Genomic DNA, 21,459 nt, shown 5'->3' with positions numbered 1-21,459 from the left:
ACCATGTCTTAACCCCATGGCTTCAGTTGTCGGTGGCCTCAAACGTAACTAAGGGTTCAGTGGGCATCCCGCCGATCGCGTTGACTGAGACTCCCGATCGCGACTGTTGTGTCAGCAGTCAAAATCCCATGGTCGCAAGTTGGCAACCCCGTGCAAGCTGTGCCATTGACCCGGTTAATCCGTTGCGTTAGCCCCATACCGCCCCTGTTTTTACGCGAGAGAGAGAGTCACAACCATGGCGACCTTCAAGGTAACGCTCATTACTCCCGACGGCGAAAAGGTCATCAACTGCGCCGACGATCAGTTCATTCTCGATGCGGCTGAAGAGGCAAACCTCGATCTGCCCTACTCCTGCCGTGCGGGCGCTTGTTCGACCTGTGCTGGTAAGGTAACTGCCGGTTCGGTGGATCAATCGGATCAGTCTTTCTTGGATGACGATCAAATCGAAGCGGGCTATGTGCTGACCTGTGCTGCTTACCCCACTTCAGACTGCACGATCGAAACCCATAAGGAAGAAGAGCTGTACTAAGCCTTTCTTCGGGTAGCAATGCCCAACTCATACGAAACGGGGCCGACGATGGTTGGCCCCGTTTTGTTTTCACTTCTGAGCTTTCGCTTCTGAGTTGTTAGCCTTTGGCTTTTGGGGCCCGACTGGACCCCATCCTTGGGCTGGGTTGGCTGATTTGGCCCAGGCGAGCTGATTGGATTGGCAAGCTGATGGGCGAGCCTATTAGCCTATTGTTGTTGCAGCAGCCGTTGCACCCATTCCAGTTGGGTGGTGTCGCGCACAATTAACAAAATGCCCAAGCCCAACAGCAGCACCAAACCCGTTTGCATGACGTTTTCTTGAAATTCCTGGGGCAAGGGCCGACCGCCGCGCAGGGCCTCGATCGCCAGGAAAAAGAGTTGCCCACCATCCAAGGCCGGCAGGGGCAGGATGTTGATGACGGCGAGGTTAATGCTGATCAGCGCCATGAAGGGAAAGAGGTTCCCGGCATCGGATTGGGCGATGTTGGCTCCCCACTCAATGATTTTGACGGGGCCAGACACTTGGGGTGCGGTTTCCCGGAAGTTGGCCGCCAGGGTCAAGAAGCCGCCAGCGGTTTGGGTCACCATGTTTTGGAACCGATCGGCCGCCAGGGTCAACACTTCGATCGGGTTGTGGGCGGGGCGATAAACCGGTCGGCCGTTGGGGGCCAGTTGCACGCCGATGCGCCCTTGGCCCGCTTCGTCCAGCTCGGGGGTGACCCGGAGGGTGAGGCGATCGGCTCCCCGTTGCACTTCCAAGATCAAGGGGCGATCGGGACTCGCCTTGATCTGCTCCATCAACACCTTCACGCTTTCTTGTTCGGCGCTGAGGGTTTGCCCATCGATCGCCTGCACAATGTCTCCCGCCTTCAGCCCGGCTCGCCCGGCCGGATTGTCAGGAGCCAGCACTTGGGGCACAATCACCCCTGCTTCATAGCGAAAGCCATCGGGCACGCCCATGAAGCCATATTGAGCCGCCAAAACCCCATAGGCGAAAATCAAATTAGCCACCACGCCGGCCGCAATCACAATGGCTCGATCAGCGATCGGGCGATTGCGCATCAAGTTGGGGTCATCGGCAGGAATGGAGCTGTCTTCGTCGTCATCCGGGAAGCCCACAAAGCCCCCGAGGGGAATGGCACGAATGGCGTATTCCGTTTGCGGCCCCTGATATTTCCAGAGGACGGGCCCAAACCCCAAGGAAAACTTGTTGGCGTAAATGCCCTGTAACCGAGCCGCTGCGAAGTGTCCTAATTCGTGAACGAACACCAGCAACGCCAATACACCGATCGCCACCAATACCGACATAGGCTTGCTGCTCAATAGAAATGCAAAAAATGCAAATGCGTGAAAGCTAACGCAATGGATGAGGGCTAATACCTGCGAAGAATGCGCAGTGATGCCATACAGAACCCAGCGCAGAAAATCCAGTAAAGATTCAGTTTAGGCGATTTGGCGGTCTTCCGATTGCCCAACTCAGGTAACCAACCCAGGGACGGCAGAAGGCGCGATCGGGGCCAATCAGCGGTAATTCAGCAGCAATTCGACGACAATTCAGCAGGGTCAAGCGATCGCCCAGGGATCGATCGAGCTTGGCAATTCCGGGGGCGACGGGGACTCAGGGGGGTGTTAGAATTTTTTTTGAGAACCATTCTCAAACTAATCTTTAACATCTTCGTGAGCCACCACCATTGTGCGGCGCTGTTGAGGCGCGGTGGTGGCTGGCGGTTTTGTTGGCCTTCCTAGGTTGGAACCCATCGCCTCCATGCTGCAAGTTCGATCGCTGTGTGTTCGCTATCGCGGACTCTCGGTTCTGGACGATGTTTCGCTTGACCTCGCGCCCGGTGAATTGGTGGGGCTGATTGGCCCCAACGGCGCGGGCAAAAGCACCCTGATCAAGGCCCTGTTGGGCCTCGTGCCGATCGAATCGGGCGTGATTACCTTTCGGGGTGTGCCCTTGCGGCGACTGCGCCATCGCGTGGCCTACGTGCCCCAACGGTCACAAATCGACTGGGACTATCCGATTACGGTGCAACGGGTGGTGATGATGGCCTTTGCCAAGGTGGCAGGATGGTGGCGATCGCCCGGCCCAGCAGCCCGGGCCGCGGCTCGATCGGCCATGGAGCAGGTGAATATTTGGGATTTGCGTGATCGCCCGATCGGCTCCCTTTCTGGCGGGCAACAGCAACGGGTTTTTTTGGCTCGGGCCCTGGCCCAAAAGGCAGAATTTTTTCTATTCGATGAACCTTTTACCGGTGTGGACAAGCAAACGGAACTAGTGCTGTTGAATCTGTTTGCTGAACTCCGCGGCCAAGGCCATTTGGTGTTAGTTTGCTCTCACGAGTGGGGCAGCTCCCTGGAACGATACGATCGGCTGCTATTGCTGAATCGATCGCTCCTGGCGAATGATCGGCCCCAGGCCGTGATGACCCTGGATAATATCCGGCGAGCCTATGGCGAAAATATGCAAACTGCCGATCGCCACAGTCCCTTTGAATCGGTTTTAGCCTGTTAGCAAGTCCCGTGAGACTATCCTGATTGGAGGTCTAAATTTGATTCAACCAAATGCTGAGGGCTAATTTTGGACTGGTTGCTTGATCCTTTGCAGTATGAATTTGTGCGCCATGCGATCGCGATCGGGATGATCGTGGGCGTAATTTGTCCCGTGGTGGGCAGTTATCTCATTGTGCTGCGGATGTCTCTGCTGGGTGACGTAATTGCCCATGCGGTAATGCCTGGTTTGGCGATCGCCAATGCGTTGCGCATTGATTTATCGATCGGGGCGTTCATTTCCGGCATGTGCAGCACCTTCGTCATTGCCTGGATTCGACAGCAATCGCGGGTGCGGGTTGATGCGGCCATGACCCTAACCTTCTCCACCTTTTTTGGCTTAGGAATTGCCCTGATTTCACTGCTAAAAACGCAGCTTGATTTGGAAGGATTTCTCTTTGGCGATATTTTGAACGTCACCCAAGGAGACTTGCTCCATGGAGTGATTGTAGCGGTGATTTTATTAGTTTTAATTAAGCTTCACTATAAAGAATTACTGTTTTATACCTTTGACCCCTTGGGGGCCGAAGCGGCCGGATTACCCACCACTTGGATTCACTACAGCCTGATGGCCGGAGTGACTTTAGCGATCGTGACGAGCTTGAAGGTGGTGGGGGTGATTATGGCGATCGCAATGTTGGTGGGCCCGGCCATCACGGCCTATTTGTTGGTCAAAGAGTTGCACATGATGATGTTGGTGGGTGCTGGCTTAGGGGTGTTGGCCGCGATCGGGGGCATGTACAGCAGTTTCTATTGGGATTTGCCCTCGGGCGCGGCGATCGCCCTGGTGATTTTTGGGTTGTTTTTGATGGCCCTGTTGTTTAGCCCAAGCCAGGGAATTTTGACCCGTCCCCGCCCCAAGGCGACCCGTCCGCGATCGGGCAAGGTTGCGGAATCGGCAGCTCCCAAACCGACCGCAGACCTGGACTAACAGCCAATCTGAGCCAGCGAATCTCAGTGAGTTTCAGTGAATCTCAGTGAATCTCAACTAGCGAATGGTTTGCGCGGGTGGCCCTTGGTTGGGAGAGGTAGGGAATTGGGGCGTTGCGGAAGGGGTGGGAGTGTTGCGTCTGGGGGCCCAAGCACCACATTCAGTTAGGAGGGCGCTGGGTTGGTCGCTGTAGGCGCTCATGCAGTCGATCGTGATCCTTGATCGATTGGCGGAGTTGTAGCGACTGGCCGGAACACCGGTGCTGGTGGCGGAGGAGCCACTGCCACGATTGGGGTTGCTGCTGGGGCCGCTGGCGGAATTGGGTTGGCTGGGCGGCGGCCCGCCGGAGTTGCCGCTGCCGGGCGAGGGCGTAATCGGTTCTTCGAGGTTGGGAGCCTGGGCGTTGGGGTTGCGGCAGCGGGCCAGAGCATAGGGATCATTCCCCGCGCGGCGCAGACAGTCCAACAGTCCGGGACTTTGGGCCTGGGCGGTGGGCGTGCCCAAGGTCACAAGGGCCAACAGCCCGATCGCCCCTAAACCCCTGGTGATCACGTTGGTGATCGCGAGTTGCCACTGAGAAACCATCGGTCGATCGAACACCATCGGCTCAAACCTCCAGGTAGTCGCACAGCCGATCCAGGGTTAAGGATGTTTCCAAAAGGTCGGCCATTCGATCGTACAACTGTTGCCGATGTTGTTGCCAGGATTGGGGGTTGGGGCGATGGGTGGTGATGCCGGCCAAGCGGGTCAGGGTTTGGCGCACCGCTGCCGACTCAAACAGACCATGGACATAGGTTCCCCAAACGCAGCCTTGGGCCGATCGGGCCCCTTCTGGTTCTGGCGGCTGTCCGATCGGCTCCAGAGTCAACAGTGGATCGCAAGGGGCGATCGGGCGGGTTTGACCCATGTGAATTTCATAGGCTTGCCAGCGATCGAGCTGCGGAATGTCATGCTGTGAGGTTGCACCGGCCTGGCTGGGCCAATGGGCCGTCACTTGGCGCACGGTTTTTTGTGGAAAATAATCCGTCTCCACCGGCAACAGTCCCAACCCCGCCATCTCGCCCGCGGCCCCCGCAATGCCCGTGCGATCGACCAGCGATCGGCCCAACATTTGATAGCCCCCACAAATGCCCACCACCGGCACACCCTGGGCGGCGGCCCGTTGAATGGCCGCTGCCAGGCCCGTTTCTTGGAGCCAAGCCAAATCCCGCAGGGTGTTTTTGCTGCCCGGCAACACGATCACCCGGGCGGTGGCCAACTCGGCCGGCCGCGTCACCCAGCGCACCGCCACTCCTTGATCGATCGACCAAGGTTGGCTGTCTTGGGAATTGGACAAAAAAGGAAACCGAACCCAGGCAATCACAGGGTGATCGCATTCCATGGGGGTCTCTTCGGCCGATCGACAGAGGCTATCTTCGCTTTCCGGTTGCAACTCCGCCGCGTAGGGCAAGGTTCCCAAATAGGGCAGGTGGGGCAAATGCTGCTGAAAATAGAGATCGGCATCGGCAAATAGCCGCAAATCGCCCCGAAACTTATTCACCACTAAGCCCAATCCCAGGGCCTGAGCCGATCGGGGCATCAGTTGGTAGGTTCCCACCGCTTGGGCGAAAATGCCGCCTCGTTCAATGTCGCCCACCAACAGCCAGCGCCCTTGGAGATGCTCGATCGGGCGCAAATTCACCAAATCCCGGTGCATCAAGTTCAATTCCACCGGGCTGCCCGCCCCCTCCAGCACCAACACATCACAGCGATCGCGCCAGTCCGCCAGGGTTTGCGCCACCACCTCCCACAGACGATCGATATGTTGGTAATAGTCCGCCGCCGCGATATGTTCCCCGGCCTGGCCCAACAGCACCAACTGCGATCGGCTATTGCCCGAAGGCTTCAGCAAAATGGGATTCATCTCCGCCACGGGCCGCAACCCGCAAGCCTCCGCCTGGGCCGCCTGGGCCCGCCCAATTTCGCCCCCTTCCAGGGTCACGAAGGAATTATTGGACATGTTTTGGGCCTTGAACGGCGCAACCCGCAGACCTCGCCGCCGCAACCAAGCGCAAAGGGCCGTGGTTACCCAGCTTTTGCCCGCGTTGGAGGAGGTTCCTAAAACTGCGATCGACTTCATGGGCTCTGATTCGGGTCGAAATGCTGAGGGAAAAGGTCAAACCCCTGGCCCCTCAGCACTCTAGCGTTGGATTGGCGATTAAACAAAATCCTTCGCCTTGGTTGAAAGGGCAGATCCCAAATTGCCCGCCAACACCACCTCGTAGTTGTAGCTGCTGTTGGCCGACAATGCGCCACCGCCCACCCGTTGGGTCATGGAGGTTTTGTCGGGCCGGCGAGGGGCATAGGTGGAATCGGCCTGAACAATCACATTCCCACCCGAGAACCGCAGTCCCTTGACGGTTAAGGAATTGGTGCGATCGTCCGCAACACTGACCGTGCGCCGATCGTTGCGAGCCGTCAGGTAGGTGGCGTTTTGGATGTTGCCCGTGGCCAGGTCAACCTTGGCCAGAATGCTGACCCGGCTGCCACCGCCACCGCCGGGGCTGCCATCCGTGTAGCCGCGCAGCCAACCACTGCCCGTGAATCGGCTGTAGCCATTGCCCGGCTGAGTGCCCGTGGAAGTAAAGACGGCGTAGAGGTTGGAACCATCCCAAGCCAAGCCCGTGCCCGTTCCGTCATCGTTGGTGGTTTCGTAGTTCGTGCGTACCCATCGTCTGACTCCATTGTTAAAGCTCACCAAAATCGGATCCTTGTTGGCGGAGGTCACTTGGCGATAGCCGATGTAGACGGTGGTGGTGCCGATCGTGACTTTGGGGCCGTTTTTCGCGGCAATCGCAGCTTCCGAGTCGTTGATTCCGAAGGTAACGGCGTTTTTCACCGAAGATTGCACACCGTTACGAGGCACATTGACCGATCGGGGCAGGTCTGGGGCGATCGCGGCGGCCTCCTCCTGAGGTGCTCCGGTCAGGGGATCCAATGGGCGATCGGGGGCATCGGTTCCCGATCGGCGACCGAGACGACCAAAATGATCCCAATCCTGATTGAAATCGCCACCCGTTCCACCGCGCCTCAGGTTGCGATTTTGTCCCCAGGAATTCAACCAAAAATCATCACTGATCTGACCCAAATTAACCTGATCATTCACTCCAGCATCAACCGAAGAATGTTCAGGCCAATCAACTCCAGAAAGAAGCTGCTTTGTACTGAGAAATTCGGAAACGTGATCAATGTTTTTGATCTCAGAGTTTTTGATCTCAGAGTTTTTGGTCTCAGAGTTTTTGATCTCAGAATCTTGGGTCTCGATCGCGTGATGGGTGCTGAAGCCGCCTCCGGAATTGTGAGCATGGGTGGGCGGAAAGTAGGATGCAACCCAACTGGAACCCATCGTCCAACGTGGCTCAATGCCTTGGCCCAGAACAGCCGTTGCCGAATTGGCCAAGCTTCCTCCCTCAAAATCAGTAGATGCCATCAAGAACTCCAGACGATCGTGAGCGGGCCCTGGCATCCTAGGCCTCAAATGAAATCTTTGGCCCGCGTGGACAGGGCAGATCCCAAATTGGCTGAGAGTACCACTTCGTAGTTGTAGCCCGTGCTGGCGGGCAGCGCACCATTGCCAACACTTTGGGTCATGGCTGTTTTGTCGGGACGGCGCGGCGCATAGGCCGAATCCGCTTGCACCAGCACATTGCCGCCCGTGAAACTGAGGCCCCGCACAAACAGGGAGTTAGTGGTGTCGTCACCGAGGGCGGCGGTTCCCTTGTCATTGCGGGCCGTCAGGTAAGTGGCGTTTTGGATGTTGCCTGTGGTGGGGTCAACCTTGGCCAAAATTCCCACTTTGCCACCGCCGCCGCCGCTGGGGCTGCCGTCTGTGTAGCCCGTGAGCCAGCCACTGCCCGTGAAGCGACTGAGGTTATTCCCCGGTTGGTTGCCGGTGGAGGTGAAGACGGCATAGAGATTGGAGCCATCCCAAGCCAAGCCCGTGCCTGTTCCATCATCGACCGTGGTTTCGTAATCGGTGCGTACCCAATTGCGCACGCCGTTGGTGAAGCTGACCAAGATCGGATCTTGATTGAGGGCCGACACCTGTTGATAGCCGATGTAGATGTTGGTGTTGCCGAGGGTGATTTTGGGGCCATTTTTAGCGGCGATCGCGGCTTCCGAATCACTGGGGCTGAAGGCAACGGCGCTGGCCACGGAGGATTGCACCGGGCCACTGGTGGGTGTTGTGGTCGCGCTGGAGCCGCTGGCGGCGCTGTCGATGATGCTGATGGTGGCGGCGTTGATGCTGCCCAGTTGTCCGCCCGTGGGATTGCTGAGGTTGAGTTGGAAAGTTTCCGTTGGCTCGGCCAGGCTGTCGTTCAGGATCGGGATCGTGAGGCTGGCGACGCTCTGGCCGGCGGCGAAGGTGAGCTGGCCATTGATGGCGCTGTAGTCGAGGCCGGCCAGGGCGGTTCCGTTGCTGGTGGCGTAGGTCACCGACAGGGGTTGGGACAGGTCGCCAGTCCGTCGCACGGGGATGGCGAGGGATCCGCCGGTTTCGTTGATGCTGTAGCTGTTGCCATCCAGGGAAACGGTGGGGCCGGTGGGGGTCGTGCTGCTGCCGCCGCCGCTGCCGTCGCGGATGATGAGGGTGGCGGTGGCTCGATCGAGCTGGGCCCCCACGGGATTCGACAACAGCAGGGCCACGGTTTCATCGGTTTCCGTGAGGCGATCGTCTGTTAGGGGAATTGAGATGGTTTTGCGGGTTTCGCCGGGAGCAAAGGCGATCGCGCTGTTCACGGGGGTGAAGTCTTGGTTGGGGGTGGCCGTGCCGCTGCCGGTGCTGAAGGTGACCTGGGCGGCGGTTTGCAGGTTGCCGGAACGCTCAATGGTAATCACGGCGTTGCGATCTGGCTCGTTGCCCACAAAGCCGCTGCCCAGGAAGCGCAGGATCGCGGTGTTGGCGTTCAGACTTTCTTGGGAAATCACGTTGCTGGCGCTGAAGCTATTGGGGTTGATGCCCTTGAGAACGGCCAGATAGCGGCCCGTCGCCCGATCGCGGACGATCGTGTCGCCGCTGTTAACGCCGATGCCGGCCGTGAAGTCCAAATCTTCAAACCGTTGACCGCTGGGCACGACCAGCCGATCGGCTCCTTCCTGCAAAAAATCCAAAATCACATCGGCCGAGGCGATCGAGCTGCCACCCGCCACCGCACTGATCAAAAACAGATCGGCCCCAGCGCCACCGGCCAGGGTGTCGGCTCCCAAATCCCCCGACAGCAGATCATCACCCAGGTCGCCCAGCAGTTGATCATCGCCCGCACCGCCCCAGAGGGTATCGGCTTCCTTGCCGCCGCGCAGTCGATCGTTGCCCTCATTGCCAAAGATCAAATCGCGGCCACGGTTGCCAGCCAATTGGTCATCGCCCGCTAGCCCCTGGATTTGATCATCACCATTCCAACCCAACAGCAAATCGCGACCAGCGCCCCCCGTGAGCGAATCGGCCGACTCGCTGCCAAAGTTGAAGCGGTTGAACCCGCCGCCCGGTTCGCGCCGTTCTCGAAATCCCGATCGCGCAAAATGTTCCAGACCCGAAGTGAGTTGACCCCGCCCGATCGCCCCTTGCACATCGGGATTTTGGGCTAAATAGTTTGCTTCGTTGTAAAGCGGCAACACCGCTTGCAAAATTTCATAATCACCGCTGGGGCTGCGGCCTTCGCTGAAACCATGCTGTGAAAAATGTGCAAAGCCCGATCGCAGTAAATTACCGCTCACCGCAAGGTTCACATCGGGATTTCGGGCTAAATAATCCGCTTCACGATAGGCAAAACTCGCCACCTCAAAACCGGTGAAATCCATAGATCGGCTCCGTCTAGCAAAACTGATTCGCAGGGAAGGGTAGGAGCTGTCATCGCATTCACTGAATCCCTGATGCCGGTGCGATCGACCGTGGGCCCTGACCGCTGAAACCGGTTTTTCACGAAGGCTCCAGTTTTTGGCCTCCTGCCCTCGGATCAGGACAGGATCAGGATTGCGAGGATTTGATGACAGACCCTAACGTTTCTTTTCGAAAGTTTTCCTGAGAAACCGGAATTGCGCTCCGAAGCTAAACTAGGTGAGCCTTTTGGAAATCAAAAGAACTGCAAAAATGGTTCCAAAGGGAATTTATCAAGAATGTCTAGAAAACTAAGATGACTACTTGCAAATTTCATCATCAATTTCATCGATCAATAACGAAAATGGGTTGAGATTCTATCGCTTTTTCGAGATGTTTTTGAGGCATCGTTGACCCATTTCTGATCAATCAATTTTCTGATCAATCAATTTTTGACCAACCTTAATGGAGCAGGGGCACGCCGATCGACATGCCCGATCGCTCTGGATTCAAATGCGAAATGGACGATGGGCAACTACTCGGCCCACTTCAACGCTGCTCAAAGACCATGATCACTGATGGTGAGGGTAGCGGTTGCCAAATCCAGCTCAGCTCCAACGGGATTGGACAGCAGCAGCATCACGGTTTCGTTGGGTTCCGTGCGCCGATCGTCTGTTAATGGGATGGTGATTGTTTTGCGGGTTTCGTCGGCCCCAAAGGCGATCGAGCCGGTGATGGGAGTGAAGTCTTGGTTGGGGGTGGCCGTGCCGCCGCTGGTGCTGAAGCTCACGCTCACGTCCGTTGCCGTGTTCACCGATCGCTCTAGGGTAATGGTCGCCTTGCCGTCCAGCTCAACGCCCAGAAAATTACCCTTGCTGAACCGAATCACGGCCGGAGTTGGAGCCAAGCTATCTTGGGACACCACATTGCTAGCGTTGAAGCTGCTGGGGCTGATTCCCTTCAGGATCACCCAGTTTCGGCCCGTCGCCCGATCTCGCACGATCGTATCGCCACTGTTGTTTCCCGTTCCGGCGATGAAGTCCAAATCTTCAAACCGTTGACCGCTGGGCAGCACCAACTGATCTGCCTCGCTGGTTCGGAAATCCAAAATCAAATCCGCTTGGTCGATCGCGCCCCCATCCATCGCCATCCCAATCAAAAAGCGATCGGCCCCCAAGCCGCCAGTCATCGTATCAAGACCCAATTCGCCCGCTAGCCAATCGTCTCCCAAATCCCCCAGTAACTGATCGTTGCCGCTGCCGCCCCACAGGCTATCTGCCCCTTGTCCCCCTTGGATCCAATCATGGCCATCATCGCCCCATAGCTGATCGCGGCCTTGGTTGCCCAGCAGGCGATCGTCCCCATCCAAGCCGTGTAATTCGTCATCACCACCCCAGCCTTGAATCCAGTCCCGTCCAATGCCCCCAAGAACCAAATCGGCGTTTTCGGTGGTTAGCTCCACACGATAAAAACCATCATTGGCGCTGCGGCGTTCCCGGGTTCCTGGGGCGATCGGGGGGATTAATTCACCGTTGGATGGGGAGACAGGCGTGGTGGCCAGAATTGCAGAATTGGCGACTAAATTGCTCGCTGCCGCATTGAGCAGGAAATCTGCTGTTGAAGCCGCTACTGAAACCGTTTCGGAAACAGGGTTTTCACTTCTAGAAACCTGGTTGACTGGGAAATTGTTGGATGCCAAGTGCCAGAAGCTGAATTTTGGGAAACTTGGGTTCGAGGAGCGGCTGATTTCAAACGTTTGCGCCCCAGAATTTGATTCTCGACAAGCAAAATTTGCCACACCAAACTCGTTAAAGTTCATGGGAAAACTCCGTCAGTCGTGGCTGATTTTTAGGGAATATAATTTTTTCTTCAAAAATTTAGAATTGAAACCGGATCTAAAAGATAGTTTTATTTTGTAAAGGCAAAGTGCCAAAGCGCACTCATGAAAACGCTTTTCAATTAAAAAAGCTTATGTTCTGATGAGAATGGATTATGAAAAATAAAATGCATAATCAGAAAAAGTTCCGTGAATTCAATTCAATTCGATCAGTGGCCTAGGTAGGTTTTGAGATCTTGGAATCAGATTAGATTGTTGGCTTCAATTGGAAAAAATTGAAGCAATGGGCACTTTGGCGAAATACTCCCACCTAGCATTAACCTCGGGCAAAGTCAGGAGTCAAATTTTTTACCCACGGTGCGTCAAATCGGTTGCTTTGACTTACGGAAGGGGTATTGATAGCCGGATAGACAAACGCCAAGGCGCGATCAGCCTTTGGGGTGATCGAACCGATCGAGCTGGCAATGAATTGGCTCCTGAAAGCGGGGCACGAGGGTCAGGGCCAAGATTCGATCCTGGATGCGCTGTAGCCCTAGTTGCTCGATCGCCCTTTGCCCGATCGTCCCCGGTAGCCCCATCAGCCCCATCTTGAGCAAGATTTGCGCCACCAAGGGCCATTGCTTCAAGACCCCACGATGGCACTGCAACACTTGCCAGGCAAAGCGGGCGGCGGTTTTGGCGCGGCGCGGTTGGGCAGGGCCGTCCAACGCCTTAAAGAGCAAATATTTGTAGCGGTTACCCCAAATGATCGCCCGATGGGGGGTGAGCTGGTTGGGCGATCGGGCGATCGCCGTTTGCAAAATTTGCCGGCTGACGCGCTCCTGTCGCCACACGTTTTCCGATGAGGAGGTGGGCCGTTGGCGATAGAACACATGGCATTCGGGCACTTGGGCCGCTGGAAACTGCCAAGCCAATCGCAGCCACAAATCCCAATCTTCTGAGGGAACCAAGTCTGGCTGAAAACCGCCCACTTGGTTCAAGGCCGATCGACTCACCAGCACATTAGACCCGCTGGAAACAAAATCCGTGACCAACAGGGGCCCGTAGATCCAACCGCTGAAGGGGCTGGTAACCGGCTGCCCGATCGCCCGGCCCGAATCATCGGTGAGTTGAGTCCAACTGTAAACCCAACCGGCGGCGGGGTTGGCCGCCAGGGCCGCCAGTTGGGCCCGCAACTTGTCGGGATGCCAGCGATCGTCCGCATCAATGAACCCAATCCAGTTCCCCCGCGCCCGATCGATCCCACGATTCCGAGCGATCGCCTGTCCCCCGTTGGCAAAGGCATAAACCCGAATTCGGCCATCGGCGGCCGCCATCGACTCAGCCAAGGCCCGGGAGCGATCGTGGCTGCCGTCGTCAATAATCAACAGTTCCCAATCGGGTTCCGTTTGGGCAAAAATCGAGGCCACCGTATCCGCCAGGGTGTCTGCCCCATTGAACACCGGCAGCACGATCGACACTTGCGGCCGGTGGCTGTCCTCGGTGCTGCTGGTTTCGGTGCTGCTGGTTTCGGGTTTGGTGGCTTCCGTGGCCATGATCTAGGTGCTACCTAAGCGCTGCGAAGGGCCACGATCGGATCCAGCTTGGCCGCCTGTTGGGCTGGAATTACGCCAAAAAAGAGACCAATTCCGCCCGAGACACCCACAGCCACCCCGATCGCGGTGCTGGAGGGAGCTGCTTCCAAGTCCGTGACCATGCTCACCAAGGCCAAGCCGCCCACGCCAACGGCCGTGCCGATCGCCCCGCCCAAACTGGCCAAAATCGTCGCTTCAATCACAAACTGCATCAAAATATCCCGTTGGGAAGCCCCGATCGCCTTGCGCAGCCCAATTTCTTGGGTGCGTTCCGCCACCGACACCAGCATGATGTTTGTGATGCCAATGCCGCCCACCAGCAGGGAAATACTGGCGATCGCCACCAACATCACCTGCAACGTGCCGGTGATCGCCCCCAGGGTGTTTTGCAAATCCTGCTGGTTACGAACGGTGAAATCATCCTCGCCCACAATTTTGTGTCGTCGGCGCAGCAGGTTCTCAATTTGGAATTGGGCGGCCCGCATCACCGTTTCATCCCGTGCCGACAGGGAAATATAACTAACACTGGTTCCATAGGGCGATCGACGACCCACCAACCGGTTCGCCATGGTGCGCAGCGGCAAAAACACGGTCATATCCATATCCATGCCAAAGCTGGATCCTTTGGGCTGCATCACCCCAATCACCTCTGCCCGCAGGTTGCGAACGCGCACAGACTGCCCGATCGGGTCTTGGCCGTTGAACAATTGCCGCGCCACCTCAGACCCCAACACCACCACCCGTTGCACCCGTTGGCCATCGAGCTTGGTGATGAACCGGCCCCGATCAACCTGGAAATCTCGCACTTCGGTATAGTCCGGCGTGGTGCCAATGACGGTGACGCTGGCGTTGCGGCCCCGGTAGCTCACCACCTCGTTCCCGGTCAGCTCCGGAGCCACGGCTACTACGGTGGGCACTTCTGTAGAAATGGCCTCCGCATCTTCCAGCACCAGGGTTTGTGGGGGCCAAAGGGGCCGGCGATCGGCCTCTGGGCTGCCGGGGCGAATAAACAAGGTATTGGGGCCCAAGGATTGCACCTCGGCGGTCACAAACCGTTGGGCCCCCTCGCCCACCCCGATCGTGGCAATCACCGAAGCATTACCAATCACAATCCCCAGCATGGTGAGGCTGCTGCGCAATTTGTTGGCGGCCAAGGTGGCGATCGCCATTTTGAGGCTTTCCCAGAGGTTCATCGGTAAGGGCGATCGTCCGGGCGATCAACGAGGGGACTGGAATTTGCTTTCAGAGTTAATCCTAGCGAACTCCCAAAACCCTGCGGCGATCGCTGAGTTTAGTAGCGCGGCTGTTTTAGTTCGATCGGTCAGGTCAAATGACTGTTGCTGTTAGGCGATCGGCAGGCAGCATTAATCTCCTGATCATCACGACTGACTCCGCAACGTTGACCCACGCCCTACGAGTTGCGGTCAGCATCCCGTAAATGAGGGCATATCCCGTAGTGACAGGATAGTACCCGTAGTATCGGAGTTAGACCGCACACGCTTGACAACACCCTGCTGAGGAGAGTTATCCTGCACTTGCGGTCTAATACATAGTTAGGTGTACAATCTACTCTCCCAATCTTTGTCCTTTAATATGAAGAAGGAAGACAGAAACAAGCTTCTAGATAGGATCGATCATCTCGCCTCAGAATCAACAAAGCTGAGTCCGCTTGAAGCAGAAGATATTTACACTAATGTTCTGCTGCCACTGCTTATCGAGGATGGATATGAAGTTAGTAAAACTGCAAGATTAGCTGATGGAGGACTCGACTTTGTAGCAACTCGTCCATCTACTGAGACTCTCACTTCTCAAAAACTCGGAATTCAATTCAAGTACTATCGATCTGGTCATGCTATAGGTTCTGATAAAGTTCGTGAACTGGTGGGTGCGGCACTCTTTAATCAAGTTGATAGAGCCATTCTTCTTATAAATACACGATTTACAAAGGCTGCACTAGAAACTTCAAAACACGAATTTCCCCTTCAGCTAGAATTAATTGATTTAGATGCTCTTCGTGCTTGGGTATCTCGTTTGCAGGTTGACGATGAAAAATTCATAGGTGAAGTTCAACAGATCCTTAAAATTGTTAGCCAGCAATTTGCGATGCTAATTGCCCAGCAGCCAAATATTCTTAACGACCTAGAGTGGCGAGATCTGGAGCGTACTATAGCTGAAATCTTTGATGGACTTGGTTTTGATGTTACTCTAACACCACCAAGTAAAGATGGTGGCAAAGACATAATTCTGAAGTGTCAAGTTCAAGGACAGCATCAGAAGTATATTGTGGAAATTAAACATTGGAGATCTCGTTCTCGTGTTGGAGGTGGGGATTTGCGAGATTTTCTCAATGTAATCCTTCATGAAGGACGTGATGGTGGATTATTCCTATCTACCTATGGTTTTTGTGACAATGCTTTTGAACAACTTACAGAAATAGAGCGACAGAGATTGCGGTTCGGGAAGCAAGAAAAAATAGTAGCTCTCTCACGTACTTATATGAAGGCTAAATCAGGAATTTGGTCCCCACCTGAGAAGTTAGCTGAAGTTCTTTTTGAAGATACGATCTAGCGAGTTGAGTGTTGTATGGCACACCTAACACTTCATGGCAGCGGACAGTTGAAAACTGCTGGTACTGAGTTCGAGGTTATCTGCTGCCGCTGCATTTTGCCGTTATGCGACAAAAGGTTCTAAGTATTCTTGAGGAAGAATATAATTTTGGCTTGGGTGTTTTCCTGAAAAGCTGTAATCCTAGTGATCGCTGAGCCTAGTAGCACGGCTGTTTTAATTCGATCGGTCAGGTCAAATGACTGTTGCCGCTACTCGATCGGTAGGCAGCGAAGGTATTAATCTCCTGATCACCACGACTGACTCCGCAACGTTGACCCACGCCCTACGAGTTGCGGTCAAAGTCCCGTAAATGAGAGCATATTCCGCAGCGACAGGACAACGCCCATAATGCCGGAGTTAGACCGCTAAACTCTGGGCTAGAAAATCAAGTATTTCAACTTAAATGATGGAAAGATTTCAGGACACAGGAGAGACAGTTCAATCATTTCAAGATCAAGTTCTTGTGCGCTGTCCTCATTGTGCTTCATGTGCTGTTGTGCGCTGCACCACTCCTGAAAATTTCCGATTTTCTCCTCGCAGGTTTTCCTGCAAAGCCTGTGGCTCCTACAAGGATTGGGCTGAAAGCACAATTTCAAGAACTTGGAAAAATGAGCCACCAGTAGATGACTATTTTCATTACCCTTTATGGTTGCAAGCGCCTTGTTGTGGACAAACGCTTTGGGCTTACAATTTCGAACATTTAGATTTTATTGAAGCATTTGTCAGCGCAAGATTGCGAGAAAGCCAACGCGACGAAAATGATCTTTGGTCGAATCGTAGCTTATTTTCACGCTTGCCGAGATGGATTCAATCAGCTAAAAACCGAGAAGCTATTTTAAAAGTTATCAACAAAATTCGTCAATCAAATGAGGGCGTTTTTCAGTAATATCTCCTAATACAGCCCTTACTTCAATTACTAAGCACAGTCGCCTGTAGGGTGGGCAGTGCCCACCGAACCGTTGCTTCATGGCATGTGCAATATGACGTGCCAATTATTTTAGGTAAAGGCTGTAAGATGATTGTTCTCAAGTTATTGACGAAGCGGCATGATCTAAGAATTCTAGTGCGGCGGGCTGTCGAAAATTGATTTATAAGAAACGTGACGAGGATTAAAGTCGCTGACCAGAAACGTTGGGTTTCGCAAAGTCAATGAATAAAAAATATGGCAAACTAAAGCTATCTTTGAGGAAAATTCATGAAAGCAATTGTATGTGTAAAGTATGGATCTCCTGATGCTATGCAGCTTAAAGAAGTAGAGAAACCTACTCCTAAAGCAAACGAGGTGCTAATTAAAATCTATGCGACAACAGTAACGTCAGCAGACATCCGCATCCGAAAGGCTGACCCATTCCCCGTAAGATTTTTCTACGGTTTCGCAAGACCTAAAAACAACACCATACTCGGGTCGGAGCTAGCCGGAGAAATCGAAGCAGTTGGTGAAAATGTAAAACAATTCAAAGCAGGTGACCGAGTATTTGCTGGTGCAGGAACCAGTCTTGGTGCAAATGCTGAGTATATTTGTTTGCCTGAAGCAGGAGCGGTTGCAATCAAGCCTACCAATATAACCTATGAGGAAGCTGCTGCTATTCCTTTTGGGGCAACAACTGCATTGATTTTCCTGAGAGATAAGGGAAAGATTCAGAGTGGGCAGGAAGTTTTGATCTATGGCGCTTCTGGAGCAGTAGGGATGGCTGCCGTACAGCTTGCCAAATTCTTTGGCGCACAAGTGACCGGAGTGTGTAGTACAGCGAAGTTAGAATTGGTGAAATCTCTCGGATCTGACAACGTTATTGACTATACGAAAGAGGATTTCACTCAAAACGGTAAGACCTACGATATTATTTTCGACACAAGTGGCAAAAGTTCATTTTCAGGCTGTCTCAGCGCGCTAAAAAATAATGGCATCTATCTTAGAGCTGTTCATATCAATTTGCTGCCGATCCTCCGAGGGCTGTGGACTTCAATTACCAGCAACAAGAAAGTCATAGGTGGGGTAGCGATCGAGCATAAAGCAGATCTAATTTTCCTGAAAGAGTTAATTGAAATGGGCAGGATGAAATCGGTCATCGACAGGCGTTATTCACTGGAACAGACTGCCGAAGCGCACAGGTATGTTGAACAAGGACACAAGAAAGGGAATGTTGTCATTACTGTGGCGCAAAGCAACAAAACCTAACAACGCGCTGCACCAGAATGTTCAATAGGGTCTATTGATTTGCAAAACCTGTTTGTGCTTGGTGAGCGCAACCGTTGGGCGAACAAGAATCTGTGAAGATAGTCATCAATTGTCGCACTGGAAGCTTTTTATATTTTGGTAGAACTTGGTGCAACCAAAGTTGACAGATAGGCTTGTGTTGAGGTCGTTCTCAGAGAGAGATGCTGAGGGATTGTTCCGCTACCTGTCGAGAAAGCAAGTGAATTGCTTCGCTTCAGACAGAATTGAGACAATGAATCAGGCAATGAAGGTTGTGGAGGAACGACAGAGAACTGATAAGTTCATTGCTGTCTGCCTGAAAGAAACTGATGAATTGATCGGAGACCTGTTTCTCCAGAAAGAGGAGCCAGACACTTACAGTGTGGGTTGGAATTTTAATGCGGACTATCAGGGAAAAGGATATGCTCTTGAGAGCGCTAAGGCGCTGCTAGACTATCTTTTTAAGGATAGAGGTGCAAGAAGAATTTACGCTTATGTGGAAGAAGATAATATTCGCTCTCAGAAGGTCTGTGAACGCCTGGGCATGAGAAAGGAAGGATGTTTCAAGGAATTCATCACGTTCATCAATAATGATGACGGAACACCAAGATACGAAAATACAATACAATTTGCAATCTTAAGCAAAGAATGGGATTCAACGAAAGACATCGATATGAAGAAGAAATAGCCGCCCAATATTGACTTTAACTTGATGATTTTGGAACAAAATTGCAAGTTAAATCAGGGTTAGACTAAAAAAGGTTCTGAGTATTCTTGAGGAAGAATATAATTTTGGCTTGAGTGTTCTCCTGAGAAGCTGTAATCCTAGCGATCGCCTGCCCTAGTTGCCGCCGCGATCGCACCCGATCGACTGTGCTCGACTCACCGCGCTGACTGCCCGCCCTGTCTATCCCATGACCTTCTTTAATCTGCGCCCCGACTGGCAATTGCGCGATCGCGAAGCAACGGATCCAGCCCTGTTTCTCAATCGCCGCCGATTTTTGCAATCCCTCGCCGGGTTCAGCATTGCTGGTGGTGTTCTGTCGCTGACGGGTTGCCAAAATACACCGACTGGCGAGCTGGAAGCGGCCCCACCCCCCGGCCCCACCACCATGCGATCGCCCTTCGTTGGGGTGCAGCGCAATTCCCAATTTGCCGATCCGCAGCGAGCCGTCACGCCCCAAGACTTGGCCGGCCGCTACAACAATTTCTATGAATTTGGCGGCACAAAGGACATTGCCCAACGGGCCCAACGGTTGCCTACCAATCCCTGGACCGTGGAAGTGTCTGGATTGGTCAAGCAGCCTAAAACTTGGGCGATCGAGGATTTAATCAAAGCCTTTGAGATTGAAGAACGCATCTATCGGTTTCGCTGCGTCGAAGCTTGGGCGATGGTTGTGCCTTGGCTCGGGTTTCCGATGCGCAAACTGATCGAAGCCGTCGATCCTTTGCCCGATGCCAAGTTTGTCCGCTTCACCTCCTACTACAACAAAGACATCGCGATCGGGCCGGCCTGGGCCTATCGTGACCTCCCTTGGCCCTACACCGAAGGCCTCACGCTGGCGGAAATGGCTAACGACCTCGCCTTTTTTGCGGTGGGTAACTATGGGCAAATTCTGCCGAAGCAGCATGGCGCACCGATTCGGGCTGTCCTGCCTTGGAAATATGGCTTTAAAGGGGCTAAGTCGATCGTCAAAATTGAGTTTTTGCCCCGGCAGCCCCTGACCTTTTGGAACACTCTGGCTCCTGATGAATACGGCTTTGAGGCCAATGTGGATCCCCTGGTTCCCCACCCCCGCTGGTCGCAGGCCACGGAGCGGTTATTGGGATCGGGCCCGCCGCTCGCCTGGAAAACGGTTCCCACCCGTCCCTACAACGGCTATGGACAATGGGTTTCTGGTCTTTATGCGTAGGTTAATTATTGCAATGATCATCAAGCTGTAACGATCGCCTCGACCGCTGAATTCTCCACAAGCCACAATGGCCAAAGTTCAGGATTTACCGACCAGCAGAGGAGGCGATCCAATGCCGATCGACTTTCAAAGAGCTTTGGTGATGCGGTTTTGGCAGTTGGCCCGCTGCCGACCCGTTGCGGGGTATGCCATGTATTTGGATGTATTGGAGGGGCGATCGGTCTTGGCCATTGATTGCCGGGCCCAGAGTGCTGCCCACAAGCTTTGGGAACAGCGGGCCCAACTTAATCAAGCGGCCTGTCAGCTTGGCATTGAGCGCTTGGTGTTGCGGGTGCGGGGCGAAATTTGGCGATCGCCCTGGCAAGCCACAGCTACGGATTCCTAATCAATTGCCCTTATTAATTGCCCTTGATCCCATGGTGAATTTCTGACAATCGGTGAACCGTGCCGCATGAATCGCTGATTGCTGAAAAATTAGCTCAAAATTTCGATTTTGCCAGCTAATTCCGTCGGCTGAAAGGTCTCATAGAGCAACAGCAATTGACGCACTATCCGCCCGATCGGGAGGGCCAGCGGACTATAAACCACGCCCCCATGATCTTTTTGCGATCCGGCAAACTTCACCAGCGTCACTTCCGCTGTCACGAAAACCAATTGGTGGCGATAGGCAAACAAAAGCTGGGTGGCATCGCTCTGGTTTTGGAGCTTCACCTCTGTGGGCCGGGTGGCCCGCACCCCATAGCCGCGCAGGGCTGCGCTGACGGCGGGATCAAGGCTGTCGTCTAGGTAAAATCCCAAGCGTGGTTGGCTCACGGGTTGCGGGGGTGTCAAGAGCATCTCAGGATTGGATATAGCCTGAAGCGCGATCGATTGCAATTTCCTGAAACTTTCCGCACCCTTTTGCGGCCGCTCCGGAGCGATCGCCACAACGCTCAGGGATGAGGTGGGCTAACGGCTCGATCGGCACTCAATCGCTTGACCGAAAAACGTTCAGTTAAGGACGCACTCAGCCCTAATCTCCGCGTAGCTCACTGAGGCGCTCCTGAAGGACGGAGACTTGGCTGCGCTGAAACCCGGCAACGAAGGCCAGGTCTTCGTGAATGGCCAAGTCCATTTCACTGCGGTGGTCAAAGTAATAGGCCATGGCTGCATAGAGGGCCGCCAGGGGCAGTTGATAGCGCCCAGCGATTTCCTCGATCGATTGGCCAAGTCGTAGATGCATCAGGGCCACATCGGTCACGGTAATCCGGGTTCCGGCCAGCCGCGGACGACCGCCCCGAATCCCCGGTGTGGTTTCAATATGGCGTGACAAGCTTTTACTCATCGAACTGGGCTGTGCAAGAGTACCCATTTTGACGTGTATTTTCTGACATGTATGTTTTGACATGTACTGGCGGCGCATCGAGGTTGAACTTGGCTCAAATTTTGAGAGGCTGTTCCGATGCGGCCCCGTCGCGATTGTCACACTTTG

Annotated in this window: 21 protein-coding genes; 10 read left to right on the top strand and 11 right to left on the bottom strand. The window is 54.2% G+C overall.

The window, feature by feature from the left end; translation table 11 throughout:
• Window positions 1-56: 56 nt before the first annotated feature.
• On the bottom strand, window positions 57-197 hold the full coding sequence (locus tag H6G52_RS02765) for a hypothetical protein (RefSeq protein WP_190526301.1): 141 nt from the start codon (window positions 195-197) through the stop codon (window positions 57-59).
• Between the two features lie 38 nt (window positions 198-235).
• Between H6G52_RS02765 and H6G52_RS02760 the strand changes: the two genes are divergently transcribed.
• Window positions 236-529, top strand: a complete 294-nt coding sequence (locus H6G52_RS02760; protein ID WP_099535489.1) for a 2Fe-2S iron-sulfur cluster-binding protein — start codon at window positions 236-238, stop codon at window positions 527-529.
• 206 nt (window positions 530-735) lie between these two features.
• Here H6G52_RS02760 and rseP read toward each other — a convergent pair whose 3' ends face one another.
• A complete protein-coding gene (rseP, locus tag H6G52_RS02755; RefSeq protein ID WP_190526299.1) occupies window positions 736-1,836 on the bottom strand; it encodes an RIP metalloprotease RseP in 1,101 nt (366 codons plus the stop codon).
• 457 nt (window positions 1,837-2,293) lie between these two features.
• Between rseP and H6G52_RS02750 the strand changes: the two genes are divergently transcribed.
• Both H6G52_RS02750 and H6G52_RS02745 read left to right on the top strand, forming a co-directional pair.
• The gene (locus tag H6G52_RS02750) at window positions 2,294-3,043 is read left to right on the top strand and encodes a metal ABC transporter ATP-binding protein (RefSeq protein ID WP_190526297.1); all 750 of its coding nucleotides are present in this window, start codon (window positions 2,294-2,296) and stop codon (window positions 3,041-3,043) included.
• A 63-nt stretch (window positions 3,044-3,106) separates the two neighbouring features.
• Window positions 3,107-4,009 (top strand): metal ABC transporter permease, encoded by a 903-nt coding sequence (locus H6G52_RS02745; RefSeq protein WP_190526608.1) that lies wholly within the window; start codon window positions 3,107-3,109, stop codon window positions 4,007-4,009.
• A gap of 57 nt (window positions 4,010-4,066) precedes the next feature.
• On the opposite strand, the gene H6G52_RS02740 is transcribed toward H6G52_RS02745, so the two are convergent.
• From H6G52_RS02740 to H6G52_RS02720, 5 genes are all read right to left on the bottom strand, one after another.
• The gene (locus tag H6G52_RS02740; protein ID WP_190526295.1) at window positions 4,067-4,612 is read right to left on the bottom strand and encodes a hypothetical protein; all 546 of its coding nucleotides are present in this window, start codon (window positions 4,610-4,612) and stop codon (window positions 4,067-4,069) included.
• A gap of 4 nt (window positions 4,613-4,616) precedes the next feature.
• Entirely contained in the window at window positions 4,617-6,128 is a 1,512-nt protein-coding gene (locus H6G52_RS02735; protein WP_190526293.1) for a cobyric acid synthase, read from the bottom strand.
• 78 nt (window positions 6,129-6,206) lie between these two features.
• Entirely contained in the window at window positions 6,207-7,109 is a 903-nt protein-coding gene (locus tag H6G52_RS02730) for a hypothetical protein (RefSeq protein ID WP_190526291.1), read from the bottom strand.
• 413 nt (window positions 7,110-7,522) lie between these two features.
• A complete protein-coding gene (locus H6G52_RS02725; protein ID WP_190526290.1) occupies window positions 7,523-9,847 on the bottom strand; it encodes a Calx-beta domain-containing protein in 2,325 nt (774 codons plus the stop codon).
• Window positions 9,848-10,422: 575 nt separating this feature from the next.
• A complete protein-coding gene (locus H6G52_RS02720) occupies window positions 10,423-11,325 on the bottom strand; it encodes a Calx-beta domain-containing protein (RefSeq protein ID WP_190526288.1) in 903 nt (300 codons plus the stop codon).
• 16 nt (window positions 11,326-11,341) lie between these two features.
• Between H6G52_RS02720 and H6G52_RS02715 the strand changes: the two genes are divergently transcribed.
• Window positions 11,342-11,782: a hypothetical protein gene (locus tag H6G52_RS02715; RefSeq protein WP_190526286.1), complete on the top strand. Its 441-nt coding sequence runs from the start codon at window positions 11,342-11,344 to the stop codon at window positions 11,780-11,782.
• A 346-nt stretch (window positions 11,783-12,128) separates the two neighbouring features.
• On the opposite strand, the gene H6G52_RS02710 is transcribed toward H6G52_RS02715, so the two are convergent.
• Window positions 12,129-13,235, bottom strand: coding sequence for a glycosyltransferase family A protein (locus H6G52_RS02710; protein WP_190526284.1), 1,107 nt, complete (start codon window positions 13,233-13,235; stop codon window positions 12,129-12,131).
• Window positions 13,236-13,249: 14 nt separating this feature from the next.
• Window positions 13,250-14,467 (bottom strand): ABC transporter permease, encoded by a 1,218-nt coding sequence (locus tag H6G52_RS02705; RefSeq protein WP_190526282.1) that lies wholly within the window; start codon window positions 14,465-14,467, stop codon window positions 13,250-13,252.
• A 400-nt stretch (window positions 14,468-14,867) separates the two neighbouring features.
• On the opposite strand from H6G52_RS02705, the gene H6G52_RS02700 reads away from it, so the two are divergent.
• The 6 genes from H6G52_RS02700 (at window position 14,868) to H6G52_RS02675 (ending at window position 20,373) form a co-directional block, all read left to right on the top strand.
• Window positions 14,868-15,842, top strand: a complete 975-nt coding sequence (locus tag H6G52_RS02700; RefSeq protein ID WP_099532266.1) for a restriction endonuclease — start codon at window positions 14,868-14,870, stop codon at window positions 15,840-15,842.
• A 445-nt stretch (window positions 15,843-16,287) separates the two neighbouring features.
• Window positions 16,288-16,767: a hypothetical protein gene (locus H6G52_RS02695; protein WP_190526281.1), complete on the top strand. Its 480-nt coding sequence runs from the start codon at window positions 16,288-16,290 to the stop codon at window positions 16,765-16,767.
• Between the two features lie 309 nt (window positions 16,768-17,076).
• On the top strand, window positions 17,077-18,057 hold the full coding sequence (locus H6G52_RS02690) for an NAD(P)-dependent alcohol dehydrogenase (protein WP_190526279.1): 981 nt from the start codon (window positions 17,077-17,079) through the stop codon (window positions 18,055-18,057).
• Window positions 18,058-18,217: 160 nt separating this feature from the next.
• Window positions 18,218-18,763: a GNAT family N-acetyltransferase gene (locus H6G52_RS02685; RefSeq protein ID WP_199312127.1), complete on the top strand. Its 546-nt coding sequence runs from the start codon at window positions 18,218-18,220 to the stop codon at window positions 18,761-18,763.
• Between the two features lie 226 nt (window positions 18,764-18,989).
• Window positions 18,990-19,988, top strand: coding sequence for a protein-methionine-sulfoxide reductase catalytic subunit MsrP (gene msrP, locus H6G52_RS02680; protein WP_190353661.1), 999 nt, complete (start codon window positions 18,990-18,992; stop codon window positions 19,986-19,988).
• A 112-nt stretch (window positions 19,989-20,100) separates the two neighbouring features.
• The gene (locus H6G52_RS02675; RefSeq protein WP_143472931.1) at window positions 20,101-20,373 is read left to right on the top strand and encodes a hypothetical protein; all 273 of its coding nucleotides are present in this window, start codon (window positions 20,101-20,103) and stop codon (window positions 20,371-20,373) included.
• An 89-nt stretch (window positions 20,374-20,462) separates the two neighbouring features.
• Here the strand turns inward: H6G52_RS02675 and H6G52_RS02670 are convergent, their stop codons facing one another.
• Both H6G52_RS02670 and H6G52_RS02665 read right to left on the bottom strand, forming a co-directional pair.
• Window positions 20,463-20,801 (bottom strand): DUF5615 family PIN-like protein, encoded by a 339-nt coding sequence (locus H6G52_RS02670; RefSeq protein ID WP_143472930.1) that lies wholly within the window; start codon window positions 20,799-20,801, stop codon window positions 20,463-20,465.
• 199 nt (window positions 20,802-21,000) lie between these two features.
• Window positions 21,001-21,312: a DUF433 domain-containing protein gene (locus H6G52_RS02665; RefSeq protein WP_099532259.1), complete on the bottom strand. Its 312-nt coding sequence runs from the start codon at window positions 21,310-21,312 to the stop codon at window positions 21,001-21,003.
• Between the last annotated feature and the right edge of the window lie 147 nt (window positions 21,313-21,459).

It is taken from the genome of Limnothrix sp. FACHB-881, from assembly GCF_014698135.1.
Taxonomy (GTDB): domain Bacteria; phylum Cyanobacteriota; class Cyanobacteriia; order CACIAM-69d; family CACIAM-69d; genus CACIAM-69d.
This window is presented reverse-complemented; position numbering and strand designations above follow the sequence as displayed.

Coding starts and splice junctions, on each gene's coding strand:
- H6G52_RS02735 (WP_190526293.1), bottom strand. CDS start 6,128: ATGAAGTCGATCGCAGTTTTAGGAACCTCCTCCAACGCGGGCAAAAGC.
- msrP (WP_190353661.1), top strand. CDS start 18,990: ATGACCTTCTTTAATCTGCGCCCCGACTGGCAATTGCGCGATCGCGAA.
- H6G52_RS02710 (WP_190526284.1), bottom strand. CDS start 13,235: ATGGCCACGGAAGCCACCAAACCCGAAACCAGCAGCACCGAAACCAGC.
- H6G52_RS02695 (WP_190526281.1), top strand. CDS start 16,288: ATGGAAAGATTTCAGGACACAGGAGAGACAGTTCAATCATTTCAAGAT.
- H6G52_RS02700 (WP_099532266.1), top strand. CDS start 14,868: ATGAAGAAGGAAGACAGAAACAAGCTTCTAGATAGGATCGATCATCTC.
- H6G52_RS02725 (WP_190526290.1), bottom strand. CDS start 9,847: ATGGATTTCACCGGTTTTGAGGTGGCGAGTTTTGCCTATCGTGAAGCG.
- rseP (WP_190526299.1), bottom strand. CDS start 1,836: ATGTCGGTATTGGTGGCGATCGGTGTATTGGCGTTGCTGGTGTTCGTT.
- H6G52_RS02740 (WP_190526295.1), bottom strand. CDS start 4,612: ATGGTGTTCGATCGACCGATGGTTTCTCAGTGGCAACTCGCGATCACC.
- H6G52_RS02760 (WP_099535489.1), top strand. CDS start 236: ATGGCGACCTTCAAGGTAACGCTCATTACTCCCGACGGCGAAAAGGTC.
- H6G52_RS02690 (WP_190526279.1), top strand. CDS start 17,077: ATGAAAGCAATTGTATGTGTAAAGTATGGATCTCCTGATGCTATGCAG.
- H6G52_RS02665 (WP_099532259.1), bottom strand. CDS start 21,312: ATGAGTAAAAGCTTGTCACGCCATATTGAAACCACACCGGGGATTCGG.
- H6G52_RS02765 (WP_190526301.1), bottom strand. CDS start 197: ATGGGGCTAACGCAACGGATTAACCGGGTCAATGGCACAGCTTGCACG.
- H6G52_RS02705 (WP_190526282.1), bottom strand. CDS start 14,467: ATGAACCTCTGGGAAAGCCTCAAAATGGCGATCGCCACCTTGGCCGCC.
- H6G52_RS02675 (WP_143472931.1), top strand. CDS start 20,101: ATGCCGATCGACTTTCAAAGAGCTTTGGTGATGCGGTTTTGGCAGTTG.
- H6G52_RS02750 (WP_190526297.1), top strand. CDS start 2,294: ATGCTGCAAGTTCGATCGCTGTGTGTTCGCTATCGCGGACTCTCGGTT.